We start from the raw sequence: 15,178 nt of genomic DNA on the forward strand, positions 1-15,178 counted from the left end.
CCCATGGTCCGGCCCTGCCCGGCGGCTCAGCCGAAGAAGACGCCCGCCTCCCGGTAGAGCGCCGGGTCCACCGTCTTGAGCTTCGCGGTGGCCTCGGCGATCGGCACCCGCACGATGTCCGTGCCCTGCAGGGCGACCATCTTGCCGAAGTCCCCGTCGCGCACCGCTTCGATCGCGTGGAGCCCGAACCGGGTGGCCAGCCAGCGGTCGAAGGCGCTCGGGGTACCGCCGCGCTGGACGTGCCCGAGCACGGTGGTCCGGGCCTCCTTGCCGGTGCGCCCCTCGATCTCCTTGGCCAGCCACTCGCCCACGCCGGACAGCCGGACATGGCCGAAGGAGTCCGTGGTGGCGTCCTTCAGCACCAGCTCGCCGTCCTTGGGCATCGCCCCCTCGGCGACCACCACGATCGGCGCGTAACTGGCCTTGAACCGCGAGGTGACCCAGGCGCACACCTGGTCCACGTCGAAGCGCTGCTCCGGAATGAGGATGACGTTGGCGCCGCCCGCCAGCCCCGAGTGCAGGGCGATCCAGCCGGCGTGCCGGCCCATGACCTCCACGACCAGGACCCGCATGTGCGACTCGGCCGTGGTGTGCAGCCGGTCGATCGCCTCGGTCGCGATGCCGACCGCGGTGTCGAAGCCGAAGGTGTAGTCGGTCCCGGACAGGTCGTTGTCGATGGTCTTCGGCACGCCGACGCAGGGGATTCCGTACTCCTCGTACAGCTTCGCGGCGACCCCGAGGGTGTCCTCGCCGCCGATCGCGATCAGCGCGTCCACCTCGTACTTGGCGAGGTTCTCCTTGATGCCCCGCACCCCGTTCTCCGTCTTGAACGGGTTGGTGCGCGAGGATCCGAGGATGGTGCCGCCGCGGGGCAGGATGCCGCGGACGGCGGGGATGCCGAGCGGGACGGTCGCCCCCTCGACCGCGCCCCGCCAGCCGTCCTTGAACCCGATGAACCCGTAGCCGTACTCCTGCTCGCCCTTGCGGACGACGCCCCTGATCACCGCGTTGAGCCCGGGGCAGTCGCCACCGCCGGTCAGCACTCCGACCTTCATGGAATCCTCCTTTGCCATGACGGTCACGCTAGTGGTGACCCGCGTCACATCAAGCGTCATGGCGAGGTCGATTCCGGTGGAATCACGCGGCGTTGCGTACGCCCGTTCACTCGTACGAAGACGTAAGTACGATGGGCGCCACCGTCCGGGCCCGGCTACGCGTCGTCCAGGCCCCGCTCGATCGCGTACCGGACGAGCTCGACCCGGTTGTGCAACTGCAGCTTGCCCAGGGTGTTCTGGACGTGGTTCTGCACCGTCCGGTGGGAGATGACGAGCCGCTCCGCGATCTGCTTGTACGAGAGCCCCTTGGCCACGAGCCGCAGCACCTCGGTCTCGCGGTCGGTCAGCTGGGGCGCCTTCGGCTCGTCGGCGGCGGCCGGCGCCGGGTCGGTGGCCAGCCGGCGGTACTCGCCGAGCACCAGCCCGGCCAGACCGGGGGTGAAGACCGGGTCGCCGGCGGCCGTGCGGCGGACCGCGTCGATGAGCTCCTGGGCCCCCGCGGACTTCAGCAGGTAGCCGGTCGCGCCGGACTTCACCGCCTCCAGGACGTCCGCGTGCTCGCCGCTGGCCGACAGGACGAGGACCCGCAGGGCCGGGTGGGCGCCGACCAGCTCCTTGCAGACCTGCACGCCGGGCATGCCGGGCAGGTTGAGGTCGAGGACCAGGACGTCGGGGGTGGTGGCGCGGGCGCGGCGCACCGCCTCGGGGCCGTCCCCGGCCGTGGCCACCACGTCGAAGCCCGCGGCGGCCAGGTCGCGGGCGACCGCGTCCCGCCACATCGGGTGGTCGTCGACGACCATCACCTTGATCTCGTGCGGTTCGTTCGTGCTCATCGGGTCTTCCCCCTGGGTATCTTCAGTTCCACTTCGGTGCCCTGTCCGGGAACGGACAGCAGCTCGGCGCTGCCGCCCAGGTCGCGCAGCCGGCCGCGGATGGACAGGGCCACCCCCATCCGCCCTTCGCCCTCCGCCTGGTCGAGCCGGCCGGCGGGGATGCCCGGGCCGTCGTCGCGGACGGTCACGATGACCTCGTCTCCCCAGTCCTCGACCAGGATCCAGGCCCGGGCCCCTTCGCCCGCGTGCCGGCGCACGTTGTCGAGGGCGGCGCCGACCGCCGCGGCCAGCTCCCGCGCCGCGGGGGCCGGCAGCGGCACCGGGGTGCCCGGCTCGGCGAAGCTCACCCTCGACCCCGCGCGGGGGGCGAGGAGCGTACGCAGGTCCAGCTCGCCCTCGTCGGCGCCGGGTTCCTCGACCTCGTACGCGTCCACCAGCGCCCCGCGCGAACCGTCCCGGGAGATCCGGGAGGGCTGCACCAGCCCGCTGGAGACCAGGGTGCGCAGCGCGACCTCCTGCTCCCCCGCCATCCGGCCGAGTTCGGCGGCCTCGCCGCCCAGCTCCGTACCGCGCCGCTGGACCATCGCGAGCACCTGGAGGACCCCGTCGTGGATGTCGCGGGCCAGGCGCTCCCGTTCGCGGGTCGCCGCCTCGATCTCCAGGGCGCGGGCGAGCGTCGCCTCACTGGCGCGGGCCACCTCGACGACGTAGCCGATGGCGACGGAGGCGACCCAGACCAGCAGGACGTTGTGCAGGGCGTCCCGGGTGGGATCCCAGCCGTGGATGGCGATGTTGGCCACGGCCACGAAGGTGGAGGCGAAGCAGGCCCAGCGCCAGCCGCCCTTGATGGCGAAGGCCAGGACCGAGCCGGCGGTCCAGATGGAGGGGAGCGTGGGGCCGCCGGAGGCGATCCGCGCGGAGGTGTCGGCGACCGGGGTGAGCAGGATCCCGACGAGGGCGACGGTGAGGTCGGCGCCGAGGAACCGCCGGGTGCAGCCGGCGGCACCGGCCACCTTGGGGAACGTGGCCAGGGTCCAGACGGCGAGGCCGGCGAGGTAGCCGGCCGCGACCCAGGGCCGGTCGAACTCCTTGTACGCGGAGGCGAACATCAGCACCGCGTAGACCATGGTGAGCAGCCGGTAGGCCTTCAGGGCCTGCCAGAGCGGCTGCTCCACCGACATGCGTACGACGCGCTCGCGCTTCGCCATCTCCCCCACCCCTCGCGGGCGGTGCCCGCCCGCGCTACTCGGCGCCCGTGTCCGCCTGGCCGGTTCTGCCGGCCTTCTCGGCCTTCTCGTTCTTGGCCGCCTTCTCGGCGTCCGCGATCTGGCGTTTGGCGGCCGTCGCGTAGATGTCGACGTACTCCTGGCCGGACAGCTTCATGATTTCGTACATGACCTCGTCGGTCACCGAGCGGAGGATGAAGCGGTCGCCGTCCATGCCGTGGTAGCGGCTGAAGTCCAGCGGCTTGCCGATCCGGATGCCGGGGCGCATCAGTTTGGGCACCACCTTGCCGGGCGGCTGGATCTTCTCCGTGTCGATCATCGCCACGGGGATCACGGGCGCGCCGGTGGCCAGTGCCACGCGGGCCAGGCCGCCGGGCTTGCCCCGGTACAGCCGGCCGTCGGGTGAACGCGTCCCCTCGGGGTAGATACCGAACAGCTCCCCGCGTTCGATGACGTCGATGCCGCTCTTGATCGCGGCCTCGCCGGCCCCGCGCGCGCCGGAGCGGTCCACCGGGAGCTGGCCGACGCCCTTGAAGAAGGCGGCCGTCAGCTTGCCCTTGACGCCCGGGGAGGTGAAGTACTCCGCCTTCGCGATGAAGGTGACCTTGCGGTCCAGCACGGCCGGGAGGAAGAAGGAGTCGGAGAAGGACAGGTGGTTGCTCGCGAGGATCGCCGGCCCCTCCGCGGGAATGTTCTCGAGGCCCTCCACCCACGGCCTGAAGGCGAGCTTCAGGGAACCGCCGATGGAGAACTTCATTGCGCCGTAGATCAACTCGTAAGCCTTCCTGTGTCCGTCGAAGAGACCTTAACCCGTGGCTCCCCGTGCAGCGGCCCGACGACCCTGGTCGGTGCCATCCCCGTCGCGTACGGTGAAGTCACACAGAGCAACGCACCCACCAACCCTCATGACCAAGGAGATCCTGGTGCCCGTCCTCCCTGGAGCCGAGCCGTTCCGCCACGAGGGCGGTGAGGTCGGCGTGCTCCTCTGCCACGGCTTCACCGGTTCCCCGCAGTCGCTGCGCCCCTGGGCCGAGTACCTGGCCGAGCGGGGCCTGACGGTGTCGCTGCCCCTGCTGCCCGGGCACGGGACGCGGTGGCAGGACATGCAGCTCACGGGCTGGCAGGACTGGTACGCCGAGGTGGACCGCGCGTTGCGGGAGCTGCTCGACCGGTGCGAGCAGGTGTTCGTCTTCGGGCTCTCCATGGGCGGCGCGCTGACCCTGCGGCTGGCGGCCAGGCACGGGGACGCGATCAGTGGCATCGTGCTCGTCAACCCGGCCAACAAGGTGCACGACCCGCTGGCCTTCGCCCTTCCCGTGGCCCAGCACTTCATCCGCTCGACCCCGGGCATCGCCAGCGACATCGCCAAGCCGGGCTCGGAGGAGGTCGGCTACGACCGCGTCCCGACGCGTGCCGCGCACTCGCTGCGGAAGTTCTTCCAGCTGGTGGACACCGAGCTGCCGCAGGTCACACAGCCGGTGCTGCTGCTGCACAGTCCGCAGGACCACGTCGTACCGCCGGCGGACTCGGCGCGGATCCTGGCCCGGGTCTCCTCCACGGACGTCACCGAGACCCTGCTGGAACAGAGCTACCACGTCGCGACGTTGGACCATGACGCGGAGCGGATCTTCGCGGACAGTTATGCGTTCGTCGGCCGACTGGCGGAGAGCGTGGGCAGGGAGGGGGCGCAGGCCGGTGGCTGAGCACGAGGAGCAGTCGGGCGGGGTGCCGCCGCTCGACGAGGAAGCGGCCTGGGCGGCGATCGTCGCCGGGTACGGGCAGGAGCCGCCGGACCCGCCGGGGGCACGGCCGTACAAGCCGATCGAGAACCTGATGCTGCCGGAGGAGGACGTCAAGCCGTTGCCCGCGGAACCGGGGTCCGAGCCGAAGCCCAAACCGGAGCCGAAGCCGGAGCCGGCGCCGGCGAACGACGCCGGAGCAGGGGCGGAGGCGGCGGCCGACCCGGGTCCGGAGTCCGCGCCCCCCGCGGCCCTGGGCAGCTCGGTGGTCTTCGCCCCGGGCGTGGGCGGCGCCGGCCCGCGGGACCACTCCCTCGCGGAGCCGAAGGAAGACGACCTGACGCCGGAGGAGGAGGGCCATTTCGTCCCGCCGGAGCCGGAGCTCCCGCCCGCGGACGTGACGGCCAAGTTCGCGTGGCTGGCGGTGGTCGGCGGCCCGGTGCTGCTGCTGCTGGCGGTGCTCTTCCGGTGGGACATGACCTGGTGGCTCACGACGCTGGGCATCGGCGGCTTCCTCGGCGGCTTCGCGACGCTGGTGGGCCGCATGTCGCACGACGACGACGAGGACGACGACCCGGGCCGCGGCGCGGTCGTCTGACCCCTTCCCCCGCACGCTCCGGGGGCGGGGCTGCCCGCAGGGCAGCCCTGGCCCCCCGCCGCCCACCAGCCACCGCGAGGGCAGACTTCAGCCGCTCCGGCGTGTGAGGAGCGGGGGTCCGGGGGCGGAGCCCCCGGCTGCGGCGCCGCAGCCGCACCGCGCCACGGAGGCTACGGCGCAGCCGGTACGCGCAGGGCCGCCAGCACCGGCAGATGGTCGGTCGCGGCCCGCAGGTCCGCGCCCGTGACGCCCTCCAGTCCCACAGGGACACCGCAGCCCAGCACCTCCACACCCCCCGTCGCGAAGACCGCGTCGATGCGCTTCTCGGCCGCCCCCACCGGAAACGTCGGCCCGCCGCCCCACGGGGCCACCGCCCGGCAGTCCTGGAGCTCGCCGGCCAGCCGGGCGAAGGCCGGCCCGTCGGGGCCCTCGTTCAGGTCCCCCGCCGCGACCGCGTACGGGACCTCCAGCGCGGCGAGACGCTCGAGCAGCATCCCGGCCTGGGCCCGGCGCTCCTCGCGCTGGAGCGACAGGTGAGTGCTGACCACGCCGAGCCGGGCCGCCCCGAAGCGGACGACGGCGGTCGCGAAGCCCCGCCGGTGCAGGCCGGGGGTGAGCGGCAGCAGGACGTCCTCGGTGCGCTCGACGGTGGTCCGCAGCGAGCACAGCAGCAGCGGTCCGGCCGCCGTCGCTCCGCCGCCGAGGACCACGAGCCCGCTCTTCGCGGCGAGCCGCGCCGCGTGTTTGCGCCACCGGAAGAAGCGGGGCGCCTCCTGCACGCACACGAGGTCCGGCGCGCAGGCCCGGATGACCCTGGCGAGCGCCTCCTCGTCGTCGTGCAGGGAGCGGATGTTGTAGCTGAGCACGCGGATCACGGCGGCACCGTCGGGCTCTGTTCGAGACGTCGGCAGCGAAGGCAGCAGCTGTTCCATTCCCGCAACATACGCAGCTGCCCGCCGCTCCCCCAAGGGGCGCGGCGGGCAGTCGTGGTGGGTGGGCCGGGCTCAGCCCTGGCGCGCCAGGTCGGCCGCGCCGACGAGGCCGGCCTTGCCGCCGAGCTGGGCGGCGAGCACCTGCGCGTGCGGCCGCCAGGCGCCGCCGACCAGCCAGCGCTTGAAGGACTTGCGGATCGGGTCCAGTACGAGGTCGCCCTCGTCGGAGACCCCGCCGCCGACGATGAACGCCGACGGGTCGAAGAGGGACGCCAGGTCGGCGAGTCCCGCACCGGCCCAGCGGGCCAGCTCGCGGAAGGCGTCGACGGCCACCAGGTCGCCCTGCCGGGCGGCCTGGCTGATGTGCTTGCCCTCGATGCCCTCGGGGGTGCCGTCGCCGAGGGAGAGCAGGATCGCCGCGTTCTCCGGGGTGGCGTTGGCGCGCTGCTTCGCGTACCGGACGAGGGCGCGCCCGGAGGCGTATTGCTCCCAGCAGCCCTGGCTGCCGCAGCCGCACAGCAGGCCGTCGGGGACGACCCGGATGTGGCCGAACTCGGCGGCGACGCCGAAGCGGCCGCGCCGCAGCTTGTTTCCGATGATGATGCCGCCGCCCAGGCCGGTGCCGAGCGTGATGCAGATGACGTCCTCGTGGCCCTGTCCGGCGCCGAAGCGGTACTCGCCCCAGGCCGCGCAGTTCGCGTCGTTCTCGACGACGACGGGCAGGCCGATGCGCTGCTCGACCTTGTCCTTGAGCGGCTCGTGGCGCCAGTTGATGTTCGGCGCGAAGAGTACGGTCGCGCGCTTGTCGTCCACGTATCCGGCGGCGCCGATGCCGACGGCGTCGATGGTGTGGCTGCTGCTGACCTCGGACACGGCGGCGCAGATCGCTTCCGTCACTCCGTCCGCGGTCGGCGGGGTGGGCACCTTGTACGTCTCAAGGATGGTGCCCTCTTCGTCGACCACGCCGGCCGCGATCTTCGTGCCGCCGATGTCGACGCCGATGGTGAGTCCCATTAGTCCCTCGGTTTCCGGTCAAACCCCGCCACGGCCCACGGTACCCGAGGGCGAGGGGGTCTCCGGTGGATCAGTCGAGATCGATCCGCTCGGCGGGGCCGTCGTCGGGGCCCTCGTCACGGGGGTCGCGGTCCTCGGACGGCCGGTCCGGCCGGTGCTGGGCGGGCGGAGTGTCGCGGGTCCAGCGGCGCTCGTGGCCCTCGACGGCGGAGCGGTAGGCGGCGAGCAGCTCGGAGCCGGCGGCCGCGAGGTGGTCGAACACCTCCGGGTTGCGCTCGATGACGGGCTTGGCGGCGGTCTTCGCCTGGTCGACGAACTGGCGCACGGCGCCCTGGGCGGCGACGCCCAGCAGCGGGTTGTTCAGCCCGGAGACCTTGTCGGCGACGGCTTCGAACAGCTTGAACAGCTCCTCGGCGGCGGTCCCGGTCTGCTGGGCACCGTGGTGGCTGCCGCGCAGGCGCTCCTTCTCCGCGGCGAGGTCCTCGGCACAGGCCCTGGCCCAGGCGTCGTCGTCGGTGGGGCGGTCGGTGGCCTCGCTCATGGCGGACTCTCCTGCGGCAGGTGCGGAGCGTACGGACGGACTACCTTCGACGGTACCCGAACGGCGGTACACCCCCTAGGACGCGCCGGGGGTGGACGTACGGGGCCACAGGCCCGGGTCCGGGGTGAAGCGGATGCGCAGGACGTCGTCGGCGAGAGCGGCCCCGGAGACGGTGCAGCGGCGCAGCGCGGAGGGCAGGGGAACGATCCTGCGGTAGGGGCCCGCCGTCAGCAGCAGTTCGTCGCCACGGCGGATCAGGTCGAGGTCGCTCTTGCGGGCGCCGGGCAGGCGGACGGCCCAGACGAGCACGCCGTCCTCGGCGAGCCGGTCCTCGACGGACCAGGACGGCCGCCCGGCGGGACTGTCCGGGGCGAGGGATCCGCCGGTGGCGAGGCCGGTCAGCCCGGCGAGGTCCTCGTGGTCCTGCGGGTCCCGGCCGAGGTGCGGGAGGCCGAGTACGGGAAGGTCCGGGCCGCGGTCCTGCAGGAAGGCGAGCTGCTGGGCGGCGAGCGACTTGGCCCAGGGGTCGGCGCTGTCCTGCGGTACGAGCCGGTTGGCGACCAGGTCCGCGATGCCCAGCTCGTGCAGGGCGAGTCCGAGGACCCCGGTGCGCAGGGCGGCGTGGGCGGCCGGTCCGGGCTCGGCGACCAGCCGGACCCGGGTGGTGCCGGCCTCGATGACGGCCTGGACCGCGGCCAGCTCCTCGTCCCAGCGGGCGGCGGCCTCGTAGAGCCACTGCGCGGGCATGGGCACTCCGGCCAGCTGGGCCAGTACGGGACGCAGGGCGCGGGCGGCCCGGCGTTCGGCGGGCAGCAGCCGGGCGAGGTAGCGGCGCAGCTGTGCGGGCAGCGCCAGGGTGGTGACGGCCTGGTGGAGCGGGGGCAGGTCGACGACGAGCAGGTCGGTGCCGGGTGCGGCGGCGGCCCGTCGCAGGGCGCGCAGCAGGGCGAACTGCTCGGCGCCGGGCAGCTCGGTGAGTTCCTCGGCTCCCAGGGGCCGGGCGCCGAGCAGGCCGAGGACGGCGGAGCCGCGCTCCTGGAGGGCGGCGAACTCCTCGCGGAACTCCTCGCCGGAGTCGACCCGGGCCACCCGGAACCCGCCCGCGACGGGTGCGGCCCGCAGCCCCGGCACGACCTCGGCGGGCTCTCCCGCCGACGGGCCGGCGAGGGCGGGCGGCGGACCGCCGGGGTCGCCGGACAGCAGCAGCACGCGCCGTCCGGCCCGGGCGGCGGCGAGGGCGGTGGCCGCGGCCACGGTGGTCCGCCCGGCCCCGCCGGGGCCGGTGATCAGCAGGGTGTGCATGGGGTGCGCGTGCTCCGGGTCGCGATCAGCGGGTCGATTCCACGCGCTTCTTGAGGCCCGCGAGGGCGCGGTCGATGATGACCTTCTCGGCCTTGCGCTTGATCATGCCGAGCATCGGGATCTTGACGTCCACGGTCAGCTGGTAGGTGACCTCGGTGCGCCGGCCGCCGTCCAGCGGGGCCAGCCGGTAGGAGCCGTCCAGCTGGCGCAGCATCTGCGACTTGTCCAGGGTCCAGCTGACCTCGTCCGAGCCCTTCCAGCTGTAGGCGAGGGTGTGGTCGTCCTTGATCGCGCCCGCGTCGAGCAGCAGCCGGACCTTCTCGGCGCGGCCGTCGGTGTCGGTGGCCAGCACCTCGGCCTCCTTCACCTCGCCGGTCCACTCGGGGTAGCGGGCGAAGTCGGCGATCACGGCCATCACGTCGGCCGGAGCGGCCTCGATCGTGATGCTTGAGCTGGTGTGTTCCGCCATCGCGGTCGGTCCTCCGGGGCTGAAAGTACCTCCCAGCGGCAGCTGGGGGAGTTCGAGGAAGCGTGCGGCCTCCGGCCGCCGTTCGAAGGCTACCGTGCGTGCGGAGCTCACCACTCCAGGGCCCAGGGCCTTCCCGTCGCCGCGAAGTGCCCGACGTTCACGCACTCCGTGCCGGCGATCCGCATGCGCTGGGCGAGCGGCTGGTGCACGTGCCCGAAGAGGGCGTACCGGGGGCGGGTGCGCCGGATGGCGGCCAGCAGGGCCTCGCTTCCCCGTTCGAAACGGCGCGCGACCGTGTCGTAGCAGAGCTCCGGCACCTCCGGCGGGATGTGGGAGCAGAGTACGTCCACCTCGCCGAGCGCCTCGACCTTGGCCGCGTACTCCTCCTCGTCCACCTCGTACGGGGTGCGCATCGGCGAGGGGAGCCCGCCGCCGACGAATCCGAAGACGAGGCCGCCGATCTCGGCCCGCTGGCCGTCGAGGACGGTGACGCCGGGGCGGGCGGCGTATTCCGGCCACAGGCCCGGGATGTCGACATTTCCGTAGGTGGCGTACGTGGGGCTGGGCAGGGCGGCGAACATCTCGGCGTACTGGCGGCGCACCGCGCCCTCGATCAGCTGCTCCCGGTCCAGCCCGGCCCACAGCTCCCGGCCGAAGGCACGGGCCTCCTCGAAGCGGCGCGCGGTGCGCATCTCGACGATCCGGTGGGCGTTCTCGACGCCGAAGAGGTCGGGGAAGATGCCGCGCGAGTGGTCGGCGTAGTCGAGGAAGAGCACCAGGTCACCGAGGCAGATGAGCGCGTCGGCGCCGTCTCCGGCCCGCGCGAGGGCTTCGGTGTTGCCGTGGACGTCGCTGACGACGTGGACTCGCGTGCGCCTCTTCCTGCCACCCATGACGACACCCTAGGGGCGTGCGGGGACGGCGGGTAGAGCGGGTCCCCCCACCTGCCGGACCTGCGGTTACTTCCGAGTCCCGGAGGGGGTCGACTACTGTCGGCACGATAAGGCCGCGTCATGTGACGCACGGAACATCTGGCCGGTTCCCTCTATCGGAACCCACTACCGGTGGGTAACGTCCGGTCGGTCCACACGGTGGCGATGGCGCCCAGAGGAGCAGCAGTCTTGCGCGAGTTCAGCCTTCCGGCCCTGTACGAGGTCCCGTCGGACGGGAACCTGACGGATCTCATCCGCCGCAACGCCGCTCAGCATCCCGACACGGCGGTCATGGCCCGCAAGGTCGGCGGCCGGTGGCAGGACGTCACCGCGACCGTGTTCCTCGCCGAGGTGCGGGCCGTGGCCAAGGGCCTGATGGCGGCGGGTGTCATGCCCGGCGACCGGGTCGCCCTGATCTCCCGCACCCGTTACGAGTGGGTGCTGGTCGACTTCGCGATCTGGAGCGCGGGCGGCGTCACCGTCCCCGTGTACGAGACCAGCTCCCCCGAGCAGGTCCAGTGGATCCTCGGCGACTCCGGCGCGGTCGCCGCGGTCGTGGAGAGCCCCGGGCACGGCGGGACCGTGGAGGCCCTGCGCGACCGGCTGCCGGAGCTGCGCGAGGTCTGGGAGATCGAGGGGGGCGCGCTGGACGCGCTGAAGGCCGCGGGCGCCTCGGTCGGCGACGCCGCACTCGACGAGCGCAGCAGCCTCGCGGGCGCCGACGACCCGGCCACCATCGTCTACACCTCCGGCACCACCGGCCGCCCCAAGGGCTGCGTGCTGAGCCACCGCAACTTCTTCGCCGAGTGCGGCAACGCCGTGGAGCGCCTGAGCCCGCTGTTCAGGACCGGCGAGTGCTCGGTGCTCCTCTTCCTGCCGGCCGCGCACGTCTTCGGGCGCCTGGTGGAGGTGGCGGCCGTGCTGGCGCCGATCCGGCTGGGCTGCGTACCGGACATCAAGAACCTCACCGACGAGCTGCAGTCCTTCCGCCCGACGCTGATCCTCGGCGTGCCGCGGGTCTTCGAGAAGGTCTACAACTCGGCGCGGGCCAAGGCGCAGGCCGACGGCAAGGGCAAGATCTTCGACGCGGCGGCCGAGACGGCGATCGCGTACAGCCGCGCGCTGGACACCCCGCGCGGCCCGTCCCTGGGGCTCAAGCTCAAGCACAAGCTCTTCACGAAGCTGGTCTACAGCAAGCTGCACGCCGTCCTCGGCGGCCGCGGCGAGTACGCGATCTCCGGCGGCGCCCCGCTGGGCGAGCGGCTCGGGCACTTCTTCCGCGGCATCGGCTTCACGGTGCTGGAGGGCTACGGCCTGACCGAGTCCTGCGCGGCGACCACCTTCAACCCGTGGGACAAGCAGAAGATCGGTACGGTCGGCCAGCCCATGCCGGGCTCCGTGGTGCGCATCGCGGACGACGGCGAGGTGCTGCTGCACGGCGAGCAGATCTTCACGGGCTACTGGAAGAACGAGACGGCCACCGCCGAGGCGCTGACGGACGGCTGGTTCCACACCGGCGACGTCGGCACCCTCGACGAGGACGGCTACCTCACGATCACCGGCCGCAAGAAGGAAATCATCGTCACCGCGGGCGGCAAGAACGTCGCACCCGCCGTGATCGAGGACCGGATCCGGGCGCACGCGCTGGTCGCGGAGTGCATGGTGGTGGGCGACGCACGGCCGTTCGTGGCCGCGCTGGTCACCATCGACGAGGAGTTCCTCGGCCGGTGGGCCGCGGACAACGGCAAGCCGGCCGGGGTCACTGCGGCGGAGCTGTGCGAGGACGCGGAGCTGGTCGCCGCGGTCCAGAAGGCCGTGGACGACGGCAACGCGGCGGTTTCCAAGGCGGAATCGGTGCGGAAGTTCCGCATTCTGCCCTCCCAGTTCACGGAGGAGTCGGGCCACATCACGCCGTCGCTGAAGCTGAAGCGCAACGTGGTGGCGAAGGACTTCGCGGACGAGATCGAGGCGCTCTACCGCGGCTGACGCGGCACTGTGACGACACGGGCTAGTACTGCAACGGTGTTTGCCGTGACGGTTGGGCAGGTCAGGCAAGATCACGCTCACCCGACTGCTGCTGCGGATGACGGACATCGACGAGGGCCGGATCCTGATCGGCGGCCAGGACATCACCAGGCTGCGCCAGAGCGACCTGCGCGGCCTGATGGCCTACGGGCCCGCAGGACTCGGCGATGTTCCACCGCACCCTGCGGGAGAACATCACGTTCGCCCGGCCGGAAGCCACCGAGGCCGAGATCCGCCGCGCGGCCCAGGCCGCGCATGTCACGGAATTCGCGGACGCCCTGCCCTGCGGCCTCGACACCATGGTCGGTGAGCGCGGCGTCAAGCTCTCCGGGGGGCATCGCCAGCGTGTCGTGCTCGCCAGGGCGATCCTGCGGGACGCCCCGATCCTGCTGCTGGACGAGGCGACCAGTGCCCTGGACTCCGAGAGCGAGATCCTCGTCCAGGAGGCGTTGCGGCGTCTGATGGAGGGGCGGACGGCAATGGTGGTGGCACATCGCCTCAGCCCGGTGGCCCACATGGACCGGCTCGTCGTCCTCGATCGCGGGCGGATCGTCGAGCAGAGCACCCCACCAGGAGTTGCGCGCCTCCGACGGCGCCTACGCGAAGCTGGCAGCACCAGTCGGGCGGCTTCCTCAACGACGACCCGGACCGGCACGGTCCGACGCGCACCGGCCAGGAGCCCGTGGGCGATGTCTCCTGATGGACCAGGCACCGCCTGCACCTTGCCCGTTGTGCCGCGGGCCGAGGCCGGATGCAGCGGACCTCGCTCCTCCCTCCGTGTGCGCTTTCGTTGGGGTGCGGGGTAGGCAAGGAGATCCCGTCCGATCAGGGATCGGACGGGATCTCAGGCGCCGTATGGTGCCGGGCCGGCGGGGTTCAGCGTACGCGGCTCGCGGCCTGGGCGTTGTCGTCCTTGGTCTGGGCCCGGGTACCGGGGGTAACACAGACCAGGTCGTTGGGAGTGGCCTCGCGCCACACATAGCCCGACTTGCACGTCGGGTCCGTGGCACTGACCCGGCGGTTGGCGGCCTGGGCGTTGTCCTCCCGGGCCTGGGCGCGAGTGCCGGGAGTGACGCAGACACGGTCCCCGGAGCCCGTGGCCTCGCGCCACACGTACCCCGACTTGCACGTGCCCGCCGGTTGGGCCCTGCGGCTCGCGGCCTGGGCGTTGTCGTCCTTGGTCTGGGCCCGGGTACCGGGGGTTACACAGACCAGGTCGTTGGGAGTGGCCTCGCGCCACACATAGCCCGACTTGCACGTCGGGTCCGTGGCACTGACCCGGCGGTTGGCGGCCTGGGCGTTGTCCTCCCGGGCCTGGGCGCGAGTGCCGGGAGTGACGCAGACACGGTCCCCGGAGCCCGTGGCCTCGCGCCACACGTACCCCGACTTGCATTCCTGTGAGGGCTGCGCCGGGACGGCGTCCGCGGCGGTGGGGACCAGAATGCTTCCCGCCGCTGCGGCGAGAACCGCTGAGGTAGCAGTGAGCATGCGGTGACGCTTGAGAATTCTCACCATGTTTCCGCACTCCCTGTCGTAGAACTGCGAGTTTTTTCCGCTGCAGGCACGCGAATTGCGCCATCGGGATGGACATGAGGCTTGGACAAACAGCCCTGGCCTCATCGTGATGCGGCAATGGGTGCGTGGGGGAGGCGTGGGGATCTCTTTTCTCCCTGTCCGATCCGTTCTTCAGAGTGGCACTTGACCCTTTTGGGCGCATCTTGAGCGATGTGAGCGGTGCGGTGACGCTGATACGCCCGCCTCGGCGGCGCAGGGCTTTCTCCCGCCGCACGTGCGACGGCTCCGGCTTCAACTGGTCGGCCACCGAATCCGGCCCGGGACCGTGAGATGCGGGCCGGGCCCGCGGTGACGCGGGTGCAGACGCAAGCCCCAGAAGAACCGTGAGTGCGAGGCGCAGTAGCCGTAACCGGCCCAGCCCGCAAGCTCCGAGCGGGTGACCGTCGGGCTGAGCGGGCGCACTCCACAGGGGTGGAGTCCACGATCCACACGTAGTCGTGCCACAGGTCGGTGTCCCGGGCCAGGTTGCGGAAGAACCGGCTGATCAGCGTCGCCGGCGCCCGGTGGGCGGTCGGCGTCCAGCGTCAGTACTCCGGCACCGCCGGCCGGACGGAGAACTCCTACAGCCGGTGAATCCGGTCGGGACCCGCGTGCCCGGCCTCCTCCGCGAGCGTCCAGCCGTTCTTCCGCTCCAGCAGAGCTATCAGCCCCTGCATATAGGCAAGAGCCGACTCCCGCGGCTCCGACCTGGAGAAACGGTGCACGAACCGCTCATGCAAGGCCTTCAGTTCACCAGCCCACGACCGGGCATCAGCAAGCTCCCCACCCATGAACTGACCAACGACCGACCTGCCCAACCGTCACGGCAAACACCGTTGCAGTACTAGGCCCTGTCGTCGAAGTGGCGCCGGTCAGGCCCGCGGCGTCCGGCGCCGTGCATCGCAAGGCGGAGGGGCGCCCGCGTACTGGACGTACTCGGGTGCCCCGACAACGCGGC

At 72.2% G+C, this 15,178-nt stretch carries 14 protein-coding genes and 3 pseudogenes; 4 read left to right on the forward strand and 13 right to left on the reverse strand.

The genetic code is table 11. The features are described 5' to 3' along the window. Nucleotides 1-26: 26 nt before the first annotated feature. The 4 genes from ACFWUZ_RS34075 to ACFWUZ_RS34090 form a co-directional block, all read right to left on the reverse strand. Nucleotides 27-1,055: a 6-phosphofructokinase gene (locus ACFWUZ_RS34075; RefSeq protein WP_384381675.1), complete on the reverse strand. Its 1,029-nt coding sequence runs from the start codon at nucleotides 1,053-1,055 to the stop codon at nucleotides 27-29. A 155-nt stretch (nucleotides 1,056-1,210) separates the two neighbouring features. Next, on the reverse strand, nucleotides 1,211-1,888 hold the full coding sequence (locus tag ACFWUZ_RS34080) for a response regulator (RefSeq protein ID WP_384381649.1): 678 nt from the start codon (nucleotides 1,886-1,888) through the stop codon (nucleotides 1,211-1,213). Continuing rightward, nucleotides 1,885-3,096: a MacS family sensor histidine kinase gene (gene macS, locus ACFWUZ_RS34085; RefSeq protein ID WP_384381651.1), complete on the reverse strand. Its 1,212-nt coding sequence runs from the start codon at nucleotides 3,094-3,096 to the stop codon at nucleotides 1,885-1,887. The genes ACFWUZ_RS34080 and macS overlap by 4 nt, the downstream gene beginning before the upstream one ends. 34 nt (nucleotides 3,097-3,130) lie before the next feature. Next, a complete protein-coding gene (locus tag ACFWUZ_RS34090; RefSeq protein WP_384381677.1) occupies nucleotides 3,131-3,871 on the reverse strand; it encodes a lysophospholipid acyltransferase family protein in 741 nt (246 codons plus the stop codon). 166 nt (nucleotides 3,872-4,037) lie between these two features. Between ACFWUZ_RS34090 and ACFWUZ_RS34095 the strand changes: the two genes are divergently transcribed. Next, nucleotides 4,038-4,817, forward strand: a complete 780-nt coding sequence (locus ACFWUZ_RS34095; RefSeq protein ID WP_384381679.1) for an alpha/beta hydrolase — start codon at nucleotides 4,038-4,040, stop codon at nucleotides 4,815-4,817. After that, nucleotides 4,810-5,451, forward strand: coding sequence for a hypothetical protein (locus ACFWUZ_RS34100; RefSeq protein ID WP_384381653.1), 642 nt, complete (start codon nucleotides 4,810-4,812; stop codon nucleotides 5,449-5,451). Before ACFWUZ_RS34095 ends, ACFWUZ_RS34100 begins: the two co-directional genes overlap by 8 nt. Before the next feature lie 170 nt (nucleotides 5,452-5,621). On the opposite strand, the gene ACFWUZ_RS34105 is transcribed toward ACFWUZ_RS34100, so the two are convergent. The 6 genes from ACFWUZ_RS34105 to ACFWUZ_RS34130 form a co-directional block, all read right to left on the reverse strand. Beyond that, a complete protein-coding gene (locus ACFWUZ_RS34105; RefSeq protein WP_384381655.1) occupies nucleotides 5,622-6,383 on the reverse strand; it encodes an endonuclease/exonuclease/phosphatase family protein in 762 nt (253 codons plus the stop codon). Nucleotides 6,384-6,455: 72 nt separating this feature from the next. Further along, nucleotides 6,456-7,397, reverse strand: a complete 942-nt coding sequence (locus tag ACFWUZ_RS34110) for an ROK family glucokinase (protein WP_384381657.1) — start codon at nucleotides 7,395-7,397, stop codon at nucleotides 6,456-6,458. A 70-nt stretch (nucleotides 7,398-7,467) separates the two neighbouring features. Continuing rightward, nucleotides 7,468-7,938 carry a DUF5304 domain-containing protein gene (locus ACFWUZ_RS34115; RefSeq protein ID WP_384381659.1) on the reverse strand — a complete coding sequence of 157 codons (471 nt, stop codon included), beginning with the start codon at nucleotides 7,936-7,938 and terminating at the stop codon, nucleotides 7,468-7,470. Nucleotides 7,939-8,013: 75 nt separating this feature from the next. After that, complete coding sequence (locus ACFWUZ_RS34120; protein WP_384381661.1) at nucleotides 8,014-9,240, reverse strand: ArsA-related P-loop ATPase; 1,227 nt, start codon at nucleotides 9,238-9,240, stop codon at nucleotides 8,014-8,016. A 25-nt stretch (nucleotides 9,241-9,265) separates the two neighbouring features. Next, nucleotides 9,266-9,709 carry an SRPBCC family protein gene (locus tag ACFWUZ_RS34125; protein ID WP_384381663.1) on the reverse strand — a complete coding sequence of 148 codons (444 nt, stop codon included), beginning with the start codon at nucleotides 9,707-9,709 and terminating at the stop codon, nucleotides 9,266-9,268. Nucleotides 9,710-9,816: 107 nt separating this feature from the next. After that, nucleotides 9,817-10,602 carry a metallophosphoesterase gene (locus ACFWUZ_RS34130; RefSeq protein WP_384381665.1) on the reverse strand — a complete coding sequence of 262 codons (786 nt, stop codon included), beginning with the start codon at nucleotides 10,600-10,602 and terminating at the stop codon, nucleotides 9,817-9,819. Between the two features lie 228 nt (nucleotides 10,603-10,830). Here ACFWUZ_RS34130 and ACFWUZ_RS34135 point away from each other — a divergent pair, with 228 nt between their 5' ends. Together ACFWUZ_RS34135 and ACFWUZ_RS34140 are read left to right on the forward strand one after the other, a co-directional pair. Further along, a complete protein-coding gene (locus tag ACFWUZ_RS34135; RefSeq protein ID WP_384381667.1) occupies nucleotides 10,831-12,627 on the forward strand; it encodes an AMP-dependent synthetase/ligase in 1,797 nt (598 codons plus the stop codon). A 52-nt stretch (nucleotides 12,628-12,679) separates the two neighbouring features. After that, nucleotides 12,680-13,366: pseudogene (locus tag ACFWUZ_RS34140) on the forward strand (ABC transporter ATP-binding protein); the annotation flags it as partial. 176 nt (nucleotides 13,367-13,542) lie between these two features. Here the strand turns inward: ACFWUZ_RS34140 and ACFWUZ_RS34145 are convergent. The 3 genes and pseudogenes from ACFWUZ_RS34145 to ACFWUZ_RS34155 form a co-directional block, all read right to left on the reverse strand. Continuing rightward, complete coding sequence (locus ACFWUZ_RS34145; protein WP_384381669.1) at nucleotides 13,543-14,154, reverse strand: hypothetical protein; 612 nt, start codon at nucleotides 14,152-14,154, stop codon at nucleotides 13,543-13,545. Between the two features lie 384 nt (nucleotides 14,155-14,538). Next, a pseudogene (locus ACFWUZ_RS34150) lies at nucleotides 14,539-14,744 on the reverse strand (IS982 family transposase); the annotation flags it as partial. 60 nt (nucleotides 14,745-14,804) lie between these two features. Further along, nucleotides 14,805-15,011 (reverse strand): annotated as a pseudogene (locus ACFWUZ_RS34155) (IS701 family transposase); the annotation flags it as partial. Nucleotides 15,012-15,178 lie beyond the last annotated feature (167 nt).

This window comes from Streptomyces sp. NPDC058646, assembly GCF_042716875.1.
GTDB lineage: Bacteria > Actinomycetota > Actinomycetes > Streptomycetales > Streptomycetaceae > Streptomyces.

Bases quoted from the DNA above. Each gene is read 5' to 3' on its own strand.
- ACFWUZ_RS34075 (WP_384381675.1), bottom strand. From the start codon at position 1,055: ATGAAGGTCGGAGTGCTGACCGGCGGTGGCGACTGCCCCGGGCTCAAC.
- ACFWUZ_RS34080 (WP_384381649.1), bottom strand. From the start codon at position 1,888: ATGAGCACGAACGAACCGCACGAGATCAAGGTGATGGTCGTCGACGAC.
- macS (WP_384381651.1), bottom strand. From the start codon at position 3,096: ATGGCGAAGCGCGAGCGCGTCGTACGCATGTCGGTGGAGCAGCCGCTC.
- ACFWUZ_RS34090 (WP_384381677.1), bottom strand. From the start codon at position 3,871: ATGAAGTTCTCCATCGGCGGTTCCCTGAAGCTCGCCTTCAGGCCGTGG.
- ACFWUZ_RS34105 (WP_384381655.1), bottom strand. From the start codon at position 6,383: ATGGAACAGCTGCTGCCTTCGCTGCCGACGTCTCGAACAGAGCCCGAC.
- ACFWUZ_RS34110 (WP_384381657.1), bottom strand. From the start codon at position 7,397: ATGGGACTCACCATCGGCGTCGACATCGGCGGCACGAAGATCGCGGCC.
- ACFWUZ_RS34115 (WP_384381659.1), bottom strand. From the start codon at position 7,938: ATGAGCGAGGCCACCGACCGCCCCACCGACGACGACGCCTGGGCCAGG.
- ACFWUZ_RS34120 (WP_384381661.1), bottom strand. From the start codon at position 9,240: ATGCACACCCTGCTGATCACCGGCCCCGGCGGGGCCGGGCGGACCACC.
- ACFWUZ_RS34125 (WP_384381663.1), bottom strand. From the start codon at position 9,709: ATGGCGGAACACACCAGCTCAAGCATCACGATCGAGGCCGCTCCGGCC.
- ACFWUZ_RS34130 (WP_384381665.1), bottom strand. From the start codon at position 10,602: ATGGGTGGCAGGAAGAGGCGCACGCGAGTCCACGTCGTCAGCGACGTC.
- ACFWUZ_RS34145 (WP_384381669.1), bottom strand. From the start codon at position 14,154: ATGCTCACTGCTACCTCAGCGGTTCTCGCCGCAGCGGCGGGAAGCATT.